This window comes from Streptomyces subrutilus, assembly GCF_008704535.1.
Classification (GTDB): Bacteria; Actinomycetota; Actinomycetes; order Streptomycetales; family Streptomycetaceae; genus Streptomyces; species Streptomyces subrutilus.
In genome coordinates this window covers 3,012,228-3,029,215 of sequence record NZ_CP023701.1, presented here as the reverse complement: position 1 = coordinate 3,029,215, position 16,988 = coordinate 3,012,228, and the positions used below count along the sequence as shown (strand labels likewise).

The following is a 16,988-nucleotide window of genomic DNA, read 5'->3' as shown; positions in this document are numbered from 1 at the left end:
GGGGCTACGGGGTGGGGCGAAGGGCCGCCGCGGCGCGCACCACGTCCTCCACCCGTCGGAACCCGACCTTCCGATCGGGGGCGGCGGAGGACCACAGGACGTAGTCCTCGCCCGCGCGCCGACGGACCACGATCTCGCCCGCGCCCGCGTCGGGGTGGTCCGCCGTCATCCTCAAGGTCCAGTGGGAGAAGAACGGAAAGAGCCGGCGCAGGCCGGGGTCGGCGTGCAGCGCCGGCAGCAATTCCCGGTACGCCGGGAATTCATCGCTTTCCATGAGGATGGCCCACTGGGTTTCGATCGGGTTCCCGTCCTCGTATGCCCGGCTCATCCTGCTGAATTCCATGAAGGGGAAACGCGCGCCGAGTTCGACCAAGGTGGCGCCCTCCCTCCAGAAGGCGATCGCACCGACCGCCTCGGATAGTTCCGTGGTGCTTCCGGAGGCCCAGACGTACCCGCGGCCGCTATCCATCGTGAGGGAGAACCGGCGCACCCCGAGTCCGAGGTTCACCCGGACCTCGCCGCGCGGCGAGGCGATGCGGGCCGTTGACCAGTCCTGCGCATCCGACTCGGAGCCGTCCCCGGCGAGGCCGAGGTCGACGTGCAGCTCGCGGGCGGTCGAAGCGAGGGCCGGCCGCAGCCCACCCGAGGCGACGAGGTCCGGGTAGGGGGCGGTGCGCGGGTCGTCGGCCGGTCCGGGGGGGACGGAAGGGTTCATCGAGATCTCCTCGGTGCGGACAGCCCGGTGGGCGGGCCCCTGACAGGAGCCCGCCCACCGGTGGATTGGAACTACGGAGCCCACTCGAAGGTCCAAGCGGTATACCACTTGCCTTCTTGCCACTTCGGTTCCGGAATGTCTACCAGGCCGTTCTTGTCATAGAACGTGATCGTATCCCAAGATCTCCGACCGCCGATGACGGACCGGGCGAGCCAGGCCATCTCCTGCTGCGTCGCGTGGACACCTGCGCCGCCCTTCAGACCCGCCGTCGCCATTCCCTCGAATCCACCGTCGAATTCCTCGGTGTACACGTGGATGGCCTTGTTGGGGTCGTCGATGGCGTTGCGCACGTGCATGCTCCAGCTTTCCTGGAACTCTTCCTTCATGTAGTGCGTGAGCTTCTTGCCGTCGGCCCACTTGGCCGTACCGCTCTTCTGGTAACCCAGAGCGACACCGCAGTTGTGGACCAGGACCGGGGCGGCGCCCGCGAGCACGTGGTAGGTGTGCTCGTTGGCCACCGTGAGGTTGTGGACCCGCTTCTGCTGGGTCCACCGCTTGACCTCGGTGACCTGGACCCAGGTGCCCCCCGAGGTCTGGAGCCACTGGCCGGCCGTCAGACCCGTGGCCTTCAGCCAGGTGCCCAGCGACGGGACCCAGAAGGGGTGGCCGTCGGTCGCGGTCAGCGTCTGCGAGACATCGCCGGCGCCACCGTCGGTGTCGATGGTGATCTCGACGAGGTGCTTCTCGCCCTCGCCGACAATCTTCGCGGCGACGGGCTGGGCGGAGGTGGCCCCGGACTCGGCGTTCGTGGCCACGACCTCGTCACCGAGCTCGACCTCCTCGATCGGCTTGGACGAACCGTCGGCCATCAGCACCTTGGTGCCCGGGACGAAGCTGTTGCCGGTCTCGCAGCCCGGGCTGCCGCCGTCGCTGTCCTTCGCCGTGGACTTCTTCGGGCCGTCGGACTTCTTCGTCTCCGCGGACTTGGACGCCTTGCCGTCGCCGTCGGCCTTCTTGGCCTTGGTCGCCGAGGACTTGCCCTGCCGCGCCGCCGTCGCCTTGGCCTCGTCGGCCTTCTTGGCGGCCGCGGCGGCCGCCTCCTGGGCGGCTCTCCGGGCCGCGGCCGCTTCCTCCTCCAGCTTTCTCGCCCGTTCGGCGGCCTCCTCTATCTGCCGTTTCCACTCGGCCAGGTCCTCGGCGTACTTGGCCATCGCCTGCTGGAAGCGTTCGACGCGCGCGAGGATGTCCCGTGCCAGGGCGAGCTTGTGCGACCAGCTGTTGAAGGCGTCCCACGCACGGTCCAGGGCCTTCAGGATGCGCTTGGCACGGCCCGCGAAGGGCAGTGCCGCGTCCAGGGCCAGACCTGCGCAGGCGCCCCACGATCCGCCGAGGCAGTCGCGGATGTCGTTGTAGCCCGAGGCGTCCTTCAGGATGCCCATGGCGACTTCGAGGGCGATGTCCAAGGCGCTCTTGCCCTGGATCATGTTGGCCCAGGCGGCCTCGGCGTCCGAGAAGTCCTTGATCGGCATCGTGGGGGGCGCGATCGACAGGCCGCTCGGATCGCTGTACGTCACCGGCGAATTGTTCGCGTAGGCGTACGGGTTCATCTGCCTGGGCTCGTTGTAGTCGACCACCGGGTCGACCGACAGGAACCGGCCCGTCGTGGGGTCGTACTCCCGCGCCCCCAGGTGGACCGTGCCGATGGACTCGTCGATCTCTCCGCCGACGAAGCCCTTCTTGCCGGGCCACACGGTCGGCGCCGGCCCGCGCGCGTCACCGTAGGGGGTGAACTTCCTGCGGGTGATCGCCGACGTGGCGGCGTCCACGGCGGTGGACGAGGTGCCGTTCTTGTCGCCCATCAGGTACGACGTGGAGATCACGCCGTCCTTGGCCGTCTTGACCATCATCGGACCAGCCGGGTGGGCGTAGTAGCGCGTGCCCTCGACCTTTCCGGCGGCCGTGAGCTTGATCTCGGTACCCGGCAGGTACAGCGTGGTGCCGGACGGATCCCGCTTGATGAGGCGCTTGCCGCCGGAGTCGTAGACGAACCCGGTCGTCTCGGCGCCCTTGCTGACCTTCGTCAGCCGGCCCGAGGCGTCCCAGTCCAGGGTCTGGGTGTCGCCCTGGAGCGTGCGGGTCTTGGTGTTGCCCGTCTCGTCGTACGTGTACGACTCGGTGCGGGAGCCGCCGGGACCGGCGGTGTCGACCTTCTGGAGCCTGTTGGCGGCGGCCTGGCCCGGCGTCCCGTAGGTGTAGCTGCGGGTGACGTCCTTGGTGAGGTCACCGGTCGGGGAGTGCTGGACCTCCTTGGTCCGGTTGCCGGCCGCGTCGAAGCTGTACGAGCTCCAGTACGCGTTCGGTCCGCCGACCCGGGGCTTCGCGTCGGGGCCCGCCGCGCCCGGCTGGGCCGCGCAGTCGTCCGTCGCGGTCCAGGCGTCGTTCATGCGGCGCAGGTAGTCGTAGGCGAAGCACTGGACGTCGGTGAGCGCGTCGGGCCCCTCCTTGTCGGTGACCTTCAGGACGTTGCCGACGGCGTCGTAGTCGAACGACGTGTCGTTGATCCGGCCGGGCGACCTTTCCCGGTCGTTGACCGTGCGCGTGAGCCTGCGCGTCTGCTCGTCGTAGAAGTGCGTCGCGTAGACCTGGGAGCCGGCCGCGCCGGTCTCGGTGCGGAGCACGTCGCCCATGGGCGAGTAGTCGACCTTGCCGACGAAGGTCTTGCCCTGGACACCCATGAGGGTGGGCAGCTCGTAGTGGTTGTACGCCAGGGTGGTGCGCTCGGCGGGCAGGCCGCCCGCCGCGGGCAGGTTCGTCCACGCCGTCAGCCCGGTGTTGGGCCGGTACCCGGTGGAGAAGGAGTACGTCCCGGCCAGATCGCCTTCCGACGCCGGGATGGTGGTCTTCGTCCCGGTCGGCCGGTACTCGCTGTCGTAGCCGGTCACCTCCTGCGTGTAGGCATTGCCGTCCACGTACCGCGTCGAGGCGACCGGAAGGCCGATCGCACCCGGCAGGGTGTCGAAGGTGGTCGAGGTCAGCTTCGGGCCCGTCACCGAGCCCTCGTGGGTGGCGACGACCCGGCCCAGGGCGTCGTACTCGGGAGCGATGACCTTGCCTCGGGCGTCCGTGACGGTCGCCATCCGGTCACCCTGGCCGTACGCCATGGTCGACGTGCCCTTGTCGGGGTCCGTCTGCTTGATCTGGCGGCCTCGGATGTCGTACTCGAAGGCCCACCTGTCGCCCGCCTGGCTGACGACGGACTCCAGCCGGCCGCGCCGGTTGTACGCGTACGTGGTCTTGTCGTAGGCACCGGTCGGCGAATCGGAGCGGAAGAACCGCAGCTCGGTCTTGCGTCCCTGACCGTCCAGGAAGGCCCGGGTCGGGGTCTCGCCCTTGGGCGGGTCGACGGTGATGTTGTCGCCGCCGTACGAGGTGGTCGTACGGGAGGTCTCCTCGCCGAACTTCCGCGAGATCTGCGCGACCGAGCGACCGGAGCCGTCGTACTCGGTCATCGTCGACGACGGGACCTCGTTGTCCTTCGGGGCCCACTGGACCTTCGAGGGAGCGCCGCCCGTGTAGTAGGCGCCGTTGCTCTTCCACACCTGGCCGAGGCTGTTGTAGAAGGTGTCGCTGATGACCCGGCCGCCGCCGAGCGCCTCCATCTGGGTCTGGCGGATGCGCAGGCTGCTGTCGTACAGGTCGTAGCTGGTGCGGTAGGTGCCGTCGTCCAGCAGGCTCTTGTTGGTGATGACGACGGGGCCGTCGGTGCGGACGTCGTAGGCGAACTCGCCGTCGGGCGAGTGGCTGAGCGGATCGCGGTCCGGGGACCAGACCTTCAGCAGCCGGCCGAGGCCGTCGTACCGGAGCACCTGGCGTCGGCCGTTGGTGTCCTGTTTCGCCAGCACCGAGCCGCGGCCCTGGTCGGTCTCCGTGGTCTCGGTGTGGCCGGCGGAGTTGGTGGTCACCACCTTCGTGACGATCTGACCCGAAGCGGGCGTGTAGTCGACCCTGGAGACCTGGCCGAACACGTCGGTGCTGGTCTTCATCCGGCCGTAGGCGTCGAAGGTCGCGCTGCCGTCCGTCTGGTAGACCGGCGTGCCGCCGGAATAACCCGAGAGCGATTCGGTCGACTTGAGGTTGCCCGCCGCGTCGTAGGACATCCGCGAGTCCGAGGTCACGTCCGCCGGACGCTGGACGCCGGTGGCGTCGCAGGCCTTGGCGACCGTCTCCACCCGCTTCTGGCGGGCGATGATCCAGCGGGTCTCGTCCGCGTCGTACTCGTAGCGGGTGCAGCTGTCGTCCGTCGGATCGGCCACGTCACCGCGGTTCGACACCGATTGGGCGAAGCCGCGGGCGTCGTAGGTGGTGGCCATCGCCGTCCGCCGCCAGCCGCGGCCGTCCGACAGCAGGATGCGGGAGTCGACCCCCGTGGTCTGCTGCACGTAGGCCTGCTGCGGCTCGATGTCCTCCTCGGGCACCTCGCCCTTGCGCAGCCGGGTCGCGGTCGGGCCGTGCAGCCACGGGGTGTAGGTGGTGGCCGCCTCCAGGGCGCCGGCCTCGCCGTTGTACGCCAGGACCTCGCGGGTCTGGCCGGCGTAGAGGCGGTGGTCGGCGATCTCGTTGCCCTCGGAGTCCCTGACCTTGACGGACCGGGTGCCCCCGGAGGGGCCCGCCCGGTCGCCGTCGAGGCCGCGGAAGAACAGCGTCTCCGTCTTCGAGCGCTTGTCCGGCGCCGAGCCGATACGGGTGCGGACCCGTTCGTAGCCGCGCCACTGGGACCAGGTGCGCGTCTTGGGACGCATCATCTCGGTCTCGTCGTCGAACGCCCACGCGGGGCTGCCGACGAACTCGTACTCGGTGCGCCGCGTCGGCGAGTTGCCGTTGCGGTCCTCCTCCTGGACCCAGTCCACGACGTGCTTGTGGAACCAGTCCGTGACGTAGAGCTTCTTCTCGCGCTTGGGGTCGGAGGGGTCCGGGATCTCGGAGACCACCGGGTAGCAGCGCAGCGTGTTCGACTCCGGCGAGGCCGGCATGACGCGCGGGTCGGCCGCGCGGCACTCCGGGTCCTTGTAGTGCGCCAGGATCGTGGAGCCGGTCTCGGTGTCGATGGCCTCGATGCGGTAGCGCAGGTAGGGCGGCTTGCCGTCGCCCATGCCGTCGACGCGGTTGGGGAGCTGCTTGCCGCGGAACTTCACGGGCGGCAGCGTCACCGCGTCGCCGTTGCGGCCGGTGTGCTCGATCGCGGAGAGCCACAGCGGGTAGTCGGTGCCGTCACCGGTCTGCGGGAAGTCCTGGGTCAGCTTCCAGGTGTCGACCGGGGTGTGCTTGGTGCCGTTCCAGACCTTGGTGGTGACCTCGGTCAGGCGCTTGCGGGAGAAGAAGGTCGGCGTGAAGCGGGCCTTGCACTCCTCGCCCGCGGCGCAGAGCTGGTCACCGGGGGTGTCCGGCCACATCTTGGCGATGTTCCAGTCGACCTCGGGCTTGAGCTTGGCCTCGGCGCAGTCGAAGTCCTTCGTCGTCAGGCAGCGCTCGGCGACGGTGAAGTCGACCTGGGCCGGGGCACTGGCGAACAGGTTGTCGCTGCGCAGGCCGTACGAGATGTGGTCGAGCCAGCCGGAGCGGTCGTACGAGCGGGCGGTCGAACCACCGGCGATCTTGTAGTTCGAGCCGTAGTGGTTGACCTCCTTGTCGTACCAGTAGGTCATCGCGTTGCCGCGCGGGTCCACGACGTAGTCGAGGTTCCAGCGGTACGCCTGGTCGCAGACCGCGTCGGCGAACACCGCGGTGTAGCAGGGCTCGCCCGGGTGGTTGGCGTAGACCGGGACGGTCCAGGCCGAGTGGGTGACGGGTTTGCCGTCGGTCCAGCCGGAGAGCTTGTTCAGGCCGAAGTAGAACTGGATGCCCTGGGGGTTGGTGAACCTCCAGTGGTCGCCCTCCTTGTCGCCGTTCTGGGCGCCCTGGAGCAGCTCGACGCGGGAGCCGTCGTCCTTGGCCGGACGCCACTTCCCGGTGGTGTCGTCCAGGACCAGCTGCGTCGAGCCGCCGTTGAGCGACAGGGTGACCATCGGGGCGCCGTGGCACAGGTCGCCGGTGTCGTCCTTCGGGTTGTTGAACCCGGAGCCCTTGCGCTTGTCCTGGCTGCAGGGGACGTAGGACCGCTCGATGAAGTTCGAGGCCAGGTCCCAGCCGTCGCCGACCCAGGAGGTCTGCTGCGCGGAGGCCGAGGTACGGCCGTCGATCTGCGCGCTGGAGTAGCCCAGCGACAGCGACGGGCTCGGACCGCCCAGGGAGGCGGGGATGTCCAGCGGGTACGACCAGGAGAAGTCGCCCGCCGAGCCGCCGGCCTGCCAGGAACCCGAGGGGTTCAGCGAGGTGGCCTTGTACGTGCCGTTCGCGCCGTCGGCGCCGGCGGAGGCGGCCAGCGTCACGGCGCTGCCGGCCGCGGGCGCGGCGGCCGGCCCGGTCGCCGGGGCGCGCAGGAAACCGCTGCCCGCGGCCCTGGCGGGGGCGGACGCGGGCGCGGCGTCGAAGGTGGCGACGAGCTTGCCGCTGCGCGGGTCGTTCACCGTGGTGACCGGGGTGCTGCCCCGGCACTCCGGGCGGTCCGGGGTGGTCAGCGCGCAGGTCGGGATCGCGGTGAAGCGCAGGCGGGAGCCCCAGCCGCCGCCGTAGGCGTTCTTGAAGGCCGCGTAGTCCAGCTCCACCGAGACGGGAGCGGCCGCGGTGCCCGTGTCGGTGCGGTTGACCGACAGGAGCAGGCTGTTGGCCAGTCCGGCGCGCTCGGCCGTGGCCTTGTCCTGCAGGGCGACCTGCAGCTTGACACCGGTCGGGTCCGCGGCGGCCGCCGCGGTCGCGGGTGCGGACTGCCGGGCGGCGCCCGCGGCCGCGTCCGCGCGGCCCGCGGCCGCGACCGACACGGGGAGCCTGCCGGCCTTGACGGACCGGCCGGGGGCGCCGGCCGCGTCCGCCGGGAGCGCGAAGGCGCCCGCGGCGGCCCGCTTCCCCGAAGCGGATGATGCGGATGATGCGGCCGGAGCGGGTGAAGCGGGTGAAGCGGGGCCGGGCGACGCGGCCGTCGCGGTGTCCGGCAGCGTGATCTCGGCCGAGCCGGCCGCGGGCCACGCGATCCGCGGCGCGCTCTTCCACGCCTTCGTCTGGGATTCGGCGGGTCCGGGTGCCGGCTTGCCCGTGACGGGCTCACCGGTGACCTTGGTCAGTTTCTGCTTGCCGGGCAGGGCGGGTCCGGAGGCCGCCGCCGAGTCGAGGGCCGTCAGGCCCGTGGTCATCAGGGCGAGGGCCAGAACGGGTATCGGCCACCGCCAGACACGCCTCGAAGGCGCACGCATGCCGTGCGCCTGGGATCGTCTCAAAATTCGAACACTCCAGTCTGGACGCGCAGGTTCACAGATTCCTGCGCTAAGGGCGATCGGGCTGAACCTAACAGTGGAAGTGCGGGTCCAGGAAAGATCGGAGAGGAGGTTCCGGATGTCGGGGGAGGTTCGGTATCAGGGCAGGTCAGGGCGCTCAGCGGAATGATTTATTCGGAATATTGCATTCCATATCGCACGGCGCACACAGCCCTCGCGGCGTGTCGAAAGAGGCTCCCCTTGGCCCTTTTGTCGTAGGGGCTGCTAGAAATGATTCGAACACCGTCGATCTCTCGTCAAGAATGGCCAAAAATTGGCTCATCGGCAGGGCGTCCCCACCGATTCCGGCGGCTCCCCGGGAGCCGCCGGACCCGACCCCGAGGACTCAGTCAGTGAGACCACGCGCGTCCGCCGGGGCGGCATGCCCGTCCCGGTCGACACCGGCCTGCGGAAGCTGAAGGACGGACGGATCGCTCCCCGGCCGTCCGGACGACGGCCATCGGCACCGGCATCCACTTGCACCCGAGCACCGGTGCCCGGACGGTCCTGACGGCATCCGGCAGAAGTGGTTCGAGCTCGGAGCCGAGAGGAGCTGCCTCGGCTATCCGCAGTCGGACGAGGACGACGTCGCGGGCGGCCCCCGCGAGGACTTCTCGGGCGGCTACATCCGGCACAGCCGCAGGCCGACCGACGGCACCGCCCACCTGCGCACCGAGCTGGCGGGCGACTTCAACGGCGACGGCCGGGCCGACCTGGCCACCGTCTACGACTACGGCGGCCAGACCTCGGCCCTGTTCACCCTGGCCGGCAAGCCCGACGGCGGGAGCGCCGAGGACGTCAGGGGCTGGGAGGCCCAGGAGGGCCAGTGGTACGCCGGCTCGCTCGGGAGGCCGGTGTCCGGCGACACGGACAGGGACGGCCGCGACGACCTCGCCGTCGTGTACAACCACGCTGCCGGATCCAGCATGGCGCACACCTTCAGGTCGCGCGCGGACGGCGGGTTCGACAGCCCCCTGAAGAGCTGGCAGGCGCCGGCCGGCACCTGGTAGCCGGACGTTCGGCCCGCACGCGACAAGACGTCGGCCCCCGGGACCCGTTCGGGTCCCGGGGGCCGATCAGTGCCGCGGCCGGCGGCCCCGCGGATCAGTCCTTGATCTCGCAGATGGTGGCGCCGGAGGTGAGCGAGGCGCCGACCTCGGCGGTCAGGCCGACGATGGTGCCGGCGCGGTGCGCGTTCAGCGGCTGCTCCATCTTCATGGCCTCCAGGACCACGATGAGCTCGCCCTCCTCGACGCGCTGGCCCTCCTCGACCGCGACCTTGACGATCGTGCCCTGCATCGGGGAGGCCAGGGTGTCGCCGGAGGCGGCCGGGCCGGACTTCTTGGCGGCGCGGCGCTTCGGCTTGGCGCCGCCGGCGGCGGCCGTGCGGGCCAGGGTCATGCCCAGCGAGGAGGGCAGCGAGACCTCCAGGCGCTTGCCGCCGACCTCGACGACCACGGTCTCGCGGCCCGGCTCGTCCTCCACGTCCTCGGCGGCCGGGGCGACGAAGGCCGGGATCTCGTTGGCGAACTCGGTCTCGATCCAGCGGGTGTGGATCGTGAACGGGTCGGCGGTGAAGGCGGGGTCGGCGACGACCGCGCGGTGGAACGGGATGGCCGTGGCCATGCCCTCCACCTCGAACTCGGCCAGCGCGCGCGCCGCCCGCTGCAGGGCCTGCTCGCGCGTGGCACCCGTGACGATGAGCTTGGCCAGCAGGGAGTCCCAGGCGGGGCCGATGACGGAGCCGGACTCGACGCCCGCGTCGAGCCGGACGCCCGGGCCGGTCGGCGGCGCGAAGCGGGTCACGGTGCCGGGGGCGGGCAGGAAGCCGCGGCCCGGGTCCTCGCCGTTGATGCGGAACTCGAAGGAGTGCCCGCGCAGGACGGGGTCGCCGTAGCCGAGCTCCTCGCCGTCGGCGATGCGGAACATCTCGCGGACCAGGTCGATGCCGGAGACCTCTTCGGTGACCGGGTGCTCGACCTGGAGGCGGGTGTTGACCTCCAGGAAGGAGATCAGGCCGTCGGCGGAGACGAGGAACTCGACGGTGCCCGCGCCGACGTAGCCGGCCTCCTTGAGGATGGCCTTGGAGGCGGCGTAGAGCTCGGCGTTCTGGGCGTCGCTCAGGAACGGCGCCGGGGCCTCCTCGACCAGCTTCTGGTGGCGGCGCTGGAGCGAGCAGTCACGGGTGGAGACGACCACGACGTTGCCGTGGGTGTCGGCCAGGCACTGGGTCTCGACGTGCCGCGGCTTGTCGAGGTAGCGCTCGACGAAGCACTCGCCGCGGCCGAAGGCGGCGACGGCCTCGCGGACGGCCGACTCGTAGAGCTCCGGGACCTCTTCGAGGGTGCGGGCGACCTTGAGGCCGCGGCCGCCGCCGCCGAAGGCCGCCTTGATGGCGATGGGCAGGCCGTGCTCCCGGGCGAAGTCGACGACCTCGTCCGCCCCGGAGACCGGGTCGGGGGTGCCCGCGACCAGGGGCGCTCCGGCGCGCTGCGCGATGTGGCGGGCGGCGACCTTGTCGCCGAGGTCGCGGATCGCCTGCGGCGGGGGACCGATCCAGGTCAGACCGGCGTCCAGGACGGCCTGGGCGAAGTCGGCGTTCTCGGAGAGGAAGCCGTACCCGGGGTGGATGGCGTCCGCGCCCGAGTCGGCCGCGGCCTGGAGGACCTTGCCGATGTCCAGGTAGCTGGTCGCCGGCGTGTCACCGCCCAACGCGAACGCCTCGTCGGCCGCGCGGACGTGCAGGGCGTCCCGGTCCGGATCGGCGTAGACGGCTACGCTCGCGATTCCGGCGTCCCGGCAGGCCCGAGCAACGCGGACAGCGATTTCGCCACGGTTGGCGATGAGCACCTTGCGCACGATGGCTCCCTCCTTGAAAACAAGCTGAGTTTAGGGACAGCCCACACGGCCTTTCGACCCTTCCCCAGTGGTGACCTTGCCCACACGGAGTGTGAAGCGCGGCCCGTCCGACTGGGAAACCCTTGTGGCGCCCCAGGTCAGGGGGATCCCCGACTGCACAGTAACCCCGGCACGCGGCTCGGGTCTCTGTTCGGCGGGTCAGCGGCCCCGGGTGATTCTTTGTGGACTCCCTACGAACGGCCCACGCATTCTTTGCGTGACGGCCGCGACGGCGACCGCCCGTAACGAAGCGGCCCGGACCCCTTGTCCGCACGTTTACCCGTTAGTAGCCTCCAGGCGTCGAACACGCTTGTGACGTGTGGGGGGTGGGGTCGTGCTGCGCAGGCTCGTGGCCGCTGTGGCCGCGGTCGTGCTCGTGGCGGAGGCGGCGGTGCTCGTCCTCGTCCACCTCGTGCTCGGCGCGACCACGGCGAACCAGTCGATGTCCATCGCGGGCAGCGACCCGGACGTCATGTCCAGGGCGACGTACGGACTGGGCGCCGGCACGGGGGCGTTCCTCCTGCTGTGCGCCGTCCTCATCGCCCTCGTCGCCCTGCGCGACCGGCCGCCCGGCCGCTTCGCCCGCATCGTCCTCGTCACCGCCGCCGCCGTCCACGCCGTCCTGGGCATCCTCGCCGTCGCCGTGGTCGGCTGGGCCGCCTTCGCGACGATGATGCTGATCCTGTGCCTGCTCGTGCTGACCCTGACGCTCTACGCCGCGGAGCCCGCGGCCCCGGCCGGTCCCACCGGCCCCGAGGGGTCCGGGGAGCACCCCGCTGTCCGGGACGCCCCGCCGGCTCCGCCGCGCGGAGGGCTCACGCCCACAAATCCGTGATGGACACGCCCAGTTCCCCCAGCAGGGAGCGCAGCAGCGGCAGCGACAGTCCGATCACGTTCCCCGGGTCCCCGTCGATGCCGTCGACGAACGGCGCCGACAGCCCGTCCAGCGTGAACGCCCCCGCCACGTGCAGCGGCTCGCCGCTGGCCACGTAGCGCGCCACCTCCGCGTCGGTCGGCTCGCCGAACCGCACCGTCGTGGACGCCGTCGCCGAAACCTGACGGCCGCTCACCGTGTCGATCACGCAGTGCCCGGTGCGCAGTACGCCCGCCCGCCCCCGCATCGCCTTCCAGCGCGCCGTGGCCTCCTCCGCGTCCGCGGGCTTGCCCAGGGCCTCGCCGTCCAGCTCCAGTACGGAGTCGCAGCCGATCACCAGCGCGCCCGCGGCCTCGTCCAGGGCCGCCACCACGCCCGCCTTCGCCTCGGCCAGGGCCAGCGCCAGCTCGGCCGGGGAGTCCGCCCGCAGCGCGTCCTCGTCGAAACCGCTGACGATCACGTGCGGGGCGAGCCCGGCCTGCCGCAGCAGGTTCAGCCGGGCGGGCGAGGCGGAGGCGAGGACGAGCGGGCGGGGTTCGACAGTCATGCCCGCCATCGTAGGGGCGCCGCCGCGACTTACCGAGGGCGGTGGGCCGGAGCCGCTGGAGGGGCGCTAGAAGCCCACGCCCAGGACGTACACCACGACCAGCATGGCCAGCGCGAGCACCACGGTCAGCCGCCGGATCATCGCCTGCGCGTCGCGCAGCTCCCGGGGCGGCTCGTTCTTCGGATCGGACCAGAGCATGCTCCGATCCTGACGCCGGGGCGGGTGGGGCGCCTGAGTACCCGTACTCAGGCGCCGCCCTCGTCCGGCCCCATCTTCGGAGCCCCGGTCTAGCCGGGCCAGTACGTACGCCCCCACGCGCCCGGCCCCGGCCGCGGGAGCCGGCGCGCCGCCACCCGGGACGGCGCCGACCAGGCGGCGGGCGCCCGGGGCGCGGCCGACGGCGGGGCGGCCGCGGCCGCGGCCGCGCGCGCCCGGACCACGGCCAGGGCTGCGGCCAGCTCCTCGGGGGTGGGATTGCCCTTGACGACCTTGATCACCACTGCGAGCTCCTCGGGGCTAGAGGGGGATGTTCCCGTGCTTCTTCGGCGGCAGGGACTCCCGCTTGGTGCGCAGCTGCCGCAGCCCCTTGACCACGTGCGCCCGCGTGTCGGAGGGCATCACCACCGCGTCGACGTAGCCGCGCTCGGCCGCCGTGTACGGGTTGAGCAGCGCGTCCTCGTACTCGGCGATCAGCCGCGCCCGGGTCGCCTCGCCCTCGCCGGCGGCCTCCGCCTCGGCGATCGTCCGCCGGTGCAGGATGTTCACCGCCCCCTGCGCGCCCATGACGGCGATCTGGGCGGTGGGCCAGGCGAGGTTGAGGTCCGCGCCGAGGTGCTTGGAGCCCATGACGTCGTACGCGCCGCCGAAGGCCTTGCGGGTGATGACGGTGATCAGCGGGACGGTGGCCTCGGCGTAGGCGTAGATCAGCTTGGCGCCGCGCCGGATGATCCCGTTGTACTCCTGGTCGGTGCCCGGCAGGAAGCCGGGTACGTCGACGAAGGTCAGCACCGGCACGTTGAAGGCGTCGCAGGTGCGGACGAACCGCGCGGCCTTCTCCGAGGCGTCGATGTCCAGGCAGCCGGCGAACTGCATCGGCTGGTTGGCGACGATGCCGACCGGGTGGCCCTCGACGCGGCCGAAGCCGGTGAGGATGTTCGGCGCGAAGAGGGACTGCGTCTCCAGGAACTCGGCGTCGTCCAGCACGTGCTCGATCACCGTGTGCATGTCGTACGGCTGGTTCGCGCTGTCCGGGATCAGGACGTCGAGCTCGCGGTCGGCGTCGGAGACCTCCGTGTCCGCCTCCTCCGGGAACGCGGGGGGCTCGGAGAGGTTGTTCGACGGCAGGAACGACAGCAGCGACTTGACGTACTCGATCGCGTCCTTCTCGTCCCCGGCCATGTGGTGGGCCACGCCGGAGGTCGCGTTGTGCGTCCGGGCGCCGCCCAGCTCCTCGAAGCCGACGTCCTCGCCGGTGACCGTCTTGATGACGTCGGGGCCGGTGATGAACATGTGCGAGGTCTGGTCGACCATCACCGTGAAGTCGGTGATGGCGGGCGAGTAGACGGCGCCGCCCGCGCAGGGCCCGACGACCAGCGAGATCTGCGGGATCACGCCCGAGGCGTGCACGTTGCGGCGGAAGATCTCGCCGTACATGCCCAGCGCGCTGACCCCCTCCTGGATGCGGGCGCCGCCGGAGTCGTTGATGCCGACGAGCGGGCAGCCCGTCTTCAGCGCGAAGTCCATCACCTTCATGATCTTCTGGCCGTAGACCTCGCCGAGGGCTCCGCCGAAGACCGTGAAGTCCTGCGAGAAGACGGCGACCGGCCGGCCGTCGACGGTGCCGTAGCCCGTCACGACGCCGTCGCCGTAGGGGCGGGTCCTCTCCAGCCCGAAGTTGGTGGAGCGGTGCCGGGCGAACTCGTCGAGCTCGACGAACGACCCCTCGTCCAGGAGGAGGGCCACCCGCTCACGCGCCGTCAGCTTGCCCTTGGCGTGCTGCTTCTCCACGGCCCGCGCGGATCCGGCGTGGGTGGCCTCCTCGACGCGGCGCTGCAGGTCCGCGATCTTGCCCGCGGTGGTGTGCGTGTCGATCGGCTCTGACGGTTGTGACATCGGGGTCGCGGCTCCCTGCGTGGTGTCAACGGCCTGGTCAATTCACTGGCTACTGCTGGCTACTGGTGCGTAGCGTAACGGCGGGCATGGCGCTCGGCAGTGCGGCGTTTGCCACACCTACTGTGGGTTGCATGACGCCCTCACATCCCTCAGCAGGTGCTTCCGCCGGCCGCTGGTCGAACCTGGACCGCCCGCCCCTGAACGCCAACGCCCTGCGCCGGGCCCTGGTCACCGGCGACGGCCTGTGGACCTCCCTGGAGGTGGTGGCCGCCACCGGCTCCACCAACAGCGACCTCGCCGCCCGGGCCGCACGGCTGCCCGAAGGGGCGGTGCTCGTCGCCGAGGAGCAGACCGCCGGGCGCGGCCGGCTCGACCGCAGCTGGGTGGCGCCGGCCCGGTCGGGGCTGTTCTTCTCCGTCCTCCTCAAGCCCGGCGACGCGGTGCCCCAGGAGCGCTGGGGATGGCTGACGCTGCTCGCCGGGGTGGCCGCCGCGACCGGCCTGTCCCGGGGGGCGGGCGTGGACACCGCTCTGAAGTGGCCCAACGACCTGCTGGTCGGCGTCGACGGCGACGAGCGCAAGACCGGCGGCATCCTCGCCGAGCGGGTCGCCGACGGGGTGGTCCTCGGCATCGGGCTCAACGTCACCCTGACCGAGGACGAGCTGCCCGTGCCCACCGCCGGCTCCCTCGCCCTGGCCGGGGCCTCCGTCACCGACCGGGACCCGGTGCTCAAGGCCGTCCTGCGCTCCCTGGAGCAGTGGTACGGGAACTGGCGCGCGGCCGGCGGCGACCCCGCGGCCAGCGGCCTGCAGGAGACCTACGCGGCCGGCTGCGCCACCCTGGGCCGGCACGTCCGCGCGGAGCTCCCGGGCGGGCGCACCCTCACCGGAACGGCCGAAGCGGTCGACGCCGAGGGCCGGCTGCTCGTGCGCACGCCCGCGGGCGAGCACGAGGCGGTGGGCGCCGGCGACGTCGTGCACCTGCGCTCCGTCCACTGACCCGCGGCCCCGGCGCGGTTTCCCGCCGCGCGGACGGGGCAGGCGCAGCCGCTGCCGGGTGCTCGCGCCGTCCCCCGTTCGGCCCAGCCCGGGCCGCGGGCGGACCGGGCCCCCGATGCCGGGGAGGGGGAGTGAGCTACGGCACACCTGCCGTATGGTTTAGGCGATCCCGGTGCTCGTGGTGATCCACCGGTTCGCAGGGCATTGCGCACGGAAATGGACAGGAGGCGGCCCTTGACCGTCGACGACTCTGCGTCCGGCGCGTCCGCGTCCCACGGGTCCGGCGGCGGCGCCGGCAGCGGCGGCAGCGGCGGCAGCGGTCCCGCGACCCCGATCGGGCGGGACCAGCACACGCCCCACCACGAGGTCGACCACACGGCCCAGCCGACGGCGGATCCGCTCGCCATCCGGCTGGAGCAGCTGATCCTGGGCGCCGAGCGCCGCTACACCCCCTTCCAGGCCGCCCGGAGCGCCGGCGTCTCGATGGAGCTGGCCTCGCGCTTCTGGCGGGCCATGGGCTTCGCCGACATCGGCCAGGCCAAGGCCCTGACCGAGGCCGACGTGCTCGCGCTGCGCCGCCTCGCCGGCCTGGTGGAGGCCGGCCTGCTGTCCGAGCCGATGGCGGTGCAGGTGGCCCGGTCCACCGGGCAGACCACGGCGCGGCTGGCCGAGTGGCAGATCGATTCCTTCCTGGAGGGGCTGACGGAGCCGCCGGAGCCGGGCATGACCCGTACCGAGGTCACGTACCCCCTGGTGGAGCTGCTGCTGCCGGAGCTGGAGGAGTTCCTCGTCTACGTGTGGCGGCGCCAGCTGGCGGCCGCGACCGGACGCGTGGTGCAGGTGGCGGACGACGAGGAGATGGTCGACCGGCGCCTGGCGGTCGGCTTCGCCGACCTGGTGGGCTTCACGCGGCTGACGCGGCGGCTGGAGGAGGAGGAGCTCGGCGAGCTGGTCGAGGCCTTCGAGACGACGGCGGCGGACCTGGTGGCCGCGCACGGCGGCCGGCTGATCAAGACCCTCGGCGACGAGGTGCTCTACTGCGCCGACGACGCGGCGACCGCGGCGGAGATCGCGCTGCGGCTCATCGAGACCATGGAGGCGGACCCGCAGATGCCCGAGCTGCGCGTCGGGATCGCCTTCGGCACCGTGACGACCCGGATGGGCGACGTCTTCGGGACCACGGTGAACCTGGCCAGTCGGCTGACGTCGATAGCGCCCAAGGACGCGGTGCTGGTCGACGGCGCGATGGCGCAGGAGCTGGGCCGCACCGGGGCCGCGCCGGTCTCCGAGAAGGAGGCCGAGGCGGAGGAGGGCGGCGGCGGGTACCGCTTCGCGCTCCAGCCGATGTGGCAGCGGCCGGTGCGCGGGCTGGGGGTCGTGGAGCCCTGGTCGCTGACGAGGCGGAAGCTTAAGATCCCCGGATAACGTCCGTTAACCGGGA

11 protein-coding genes and 1 pseudogene are annotated in these 16,988 nt (G+C 71.6%); 5 read left to right on the top strand and 7 right to left on the bottom strand.

Annotated elements, in window-relative coordinates:
* Positions 1-4 precede the first annotated feature (4 nt).
* Together CP968_RS12950 and CP968_RS12945 are read right to left on the bottom strand one after the other, a co-directional pair.
* Positions 5-715 carry a DUF6193 family natural product biosynthesis protein gene (locus tag CP968_RS12950; RefSeq protein ID WP_150518170.1) on the bottom strand — a complete coding sequence of 237 codons (711 nt, stop codon included), beginning with the start codon at positions 713-715 and terminating at the stop codon, positions 5-7.
* A 71-nt stretch (positions 716-786) separates the two neighbouring features.
* On the bottom strand, positions 787-7,998 hold the full coding sequence (locus CP968_RS12945; protein WP_150518169.1) for a polymorphic toxin-type HINT domain-containing protein: 7,212 nt from the start codon (positions 7,996-7,998) through the stop codon (positions 787-789).
* A gap of 635 nt (positions 7,999-8,633) precedes the next feature.
* On the opposite strand from CP968_RS12945, the pseudogene CP968_RS35695 reads away from it, so the two are divergent.
* Together CP968_RS35695 and CP968_RS35560 are read left to right on the top strand one after the other, a co-directional pair.
* Positions 8,634-8,855, top strand: a pseudogene (locus CP968_RS35695) (LGFP repeat-containing protein); the annotation flags it as partial.
* A gap of 117 nt (positions 8,856-8,972) precedes the next feature.
* Positions 8,973-9,128 (top strand): hypothetical protein, encoded by a 156-nt coding sequence (locus CP968_RS35560; RefSeq protein ID WP_229886616.1) that lies wholly within the window; start codon positions 8,973-8,975, stop codon positions 9,126-9,128.
* A gap of 94 nt (positions 9,129-9,222) precedes the next feature.
* On the opposite strand, the gene CP968_RS12935 is transcribed toward CP968_RS35560, so the two are convergent.
* Positions 9,223-10,977: an acetyl/propionyl/methylcrotonyl-CoA carboxylase subunit alpha gene (locus CP968_RS12935; RefSeq protein WP_150518167.1), complete on the bottom strand. Its 1,755-nt coding sequence runs from the start codon at positions 10,975-10,977 to the stop codon at positions 9,223-9,225.
* Positions 10,978-11,350: 373 nt separating this feature from the next.
* Here CP968_RS12935 and CP968_RS12930 point away from each other — a divergent pair, with 373 nt between their 5' ends.
* Entirely contained in the window at positions 11,351-11,851 is a 501-nt protein-coding gene (locus CP968_RS12930) for a hypothetical protein (RefSeq protein ID WP_229886618.1), read from the top strand.
* On the opposite strand, the gene CP968_RS12925 is transcribed toward CP968_RS12930, so the two are convergent.
* The 4 genes from CP968_RS12925 to CP968_RS12915 all read right to left on the bottom strand — a co-directional run bounded on the left by CP968_RS12925 (position 11,832) and on the right by CP968_RS12915 (position 14,549).
* Positions 11,832-12,437, bottom strand: coding sequence for a nucleoside triphosphate pyrophosphatase (locus tag CP968_RS12925; RefSeq protein ID WP_150518166.1), 606 nt, complete (start codon positions 12,435-12,437; stop codon positions 11,832-11,834). The genes CP968_RS12930 and CP968_RS12925 overlap by 20 nt on opposite strands.
* A gap of 66 nt (positions 12,438-12,503) precedes the next feature.
* A complete protein-coding gene (mmpB, locus tag CP968_RS35350; RefSeq protein ID WP_268253288.1) occupies positions 12,504-12,635 on the bottom strand; it encodes a morphogenic membrane protein MmpB in 132 nt (43 codons plus the stop codon).
* Between the two features lie 89 nt (positions 12,636-12,724).
* Positions 12,725-12,937 carry an acyl-CoA carboxylase epsilon subunit gene (locus CP968_RS12920; protein WP_150518165.1) on the bottom strand — a complete coding sequence of 71 codons (213 nt, stop codon included), beginning with the start codon at positions 12,935-12,937 and terminating at the stop codon, positions 12,725-12,727.
* Positions 12,938-12,953: 16 nt separating this feature from the next.
* Positions 12,954-14,549, bottom strand: a complete 1,596-nt coding sequence (locus CP968_RS12915; RefSeq protein ID WP_150518164.1) for an acyl-CoA carboxylase subunit beta — start codon at positions 14,547-14,549, stop codon at positions 12,954-12,956.
* 131 nt (positions 14,550-14,680) lie between these two features.
* Between CP968_RS12915 and CP968_RS12910 the strand changes: the two genes are divergently transcribed.
* Both CP968_RS12910 and CP968_RS12905 read left to right on the top strand, forming a co-directional pair.
* Positions 14,681-15,547 carry a biotin--[acetyl-CoA-carboxylase] ligase gene (locus CP968_RS12910; protein WP_229886620.1) on the top strand — a complete coding sequence of 289 codons (867 nt, stop codon included), beginning with the start codon at positions 14,681-14,683 and terminating at the stop codon, positions 15,545-15,547.
* A 234-nt stretch (positions 15,548-15,781) separates the two neighbouring features.
* Complete coding sequence (locus tag CP968_RS12905; RefSeq protein WP_150518162.1) at positions 15,782-16,972, top strand: adenylate/guanylate cyclase domain-containing protein; 1,191 nt, start codon at positions 15,782-15,784, stop codon at positions 16,970-16,972.
* Positions 16,973-16,988 lie beyond the last annotated feature (16 nt).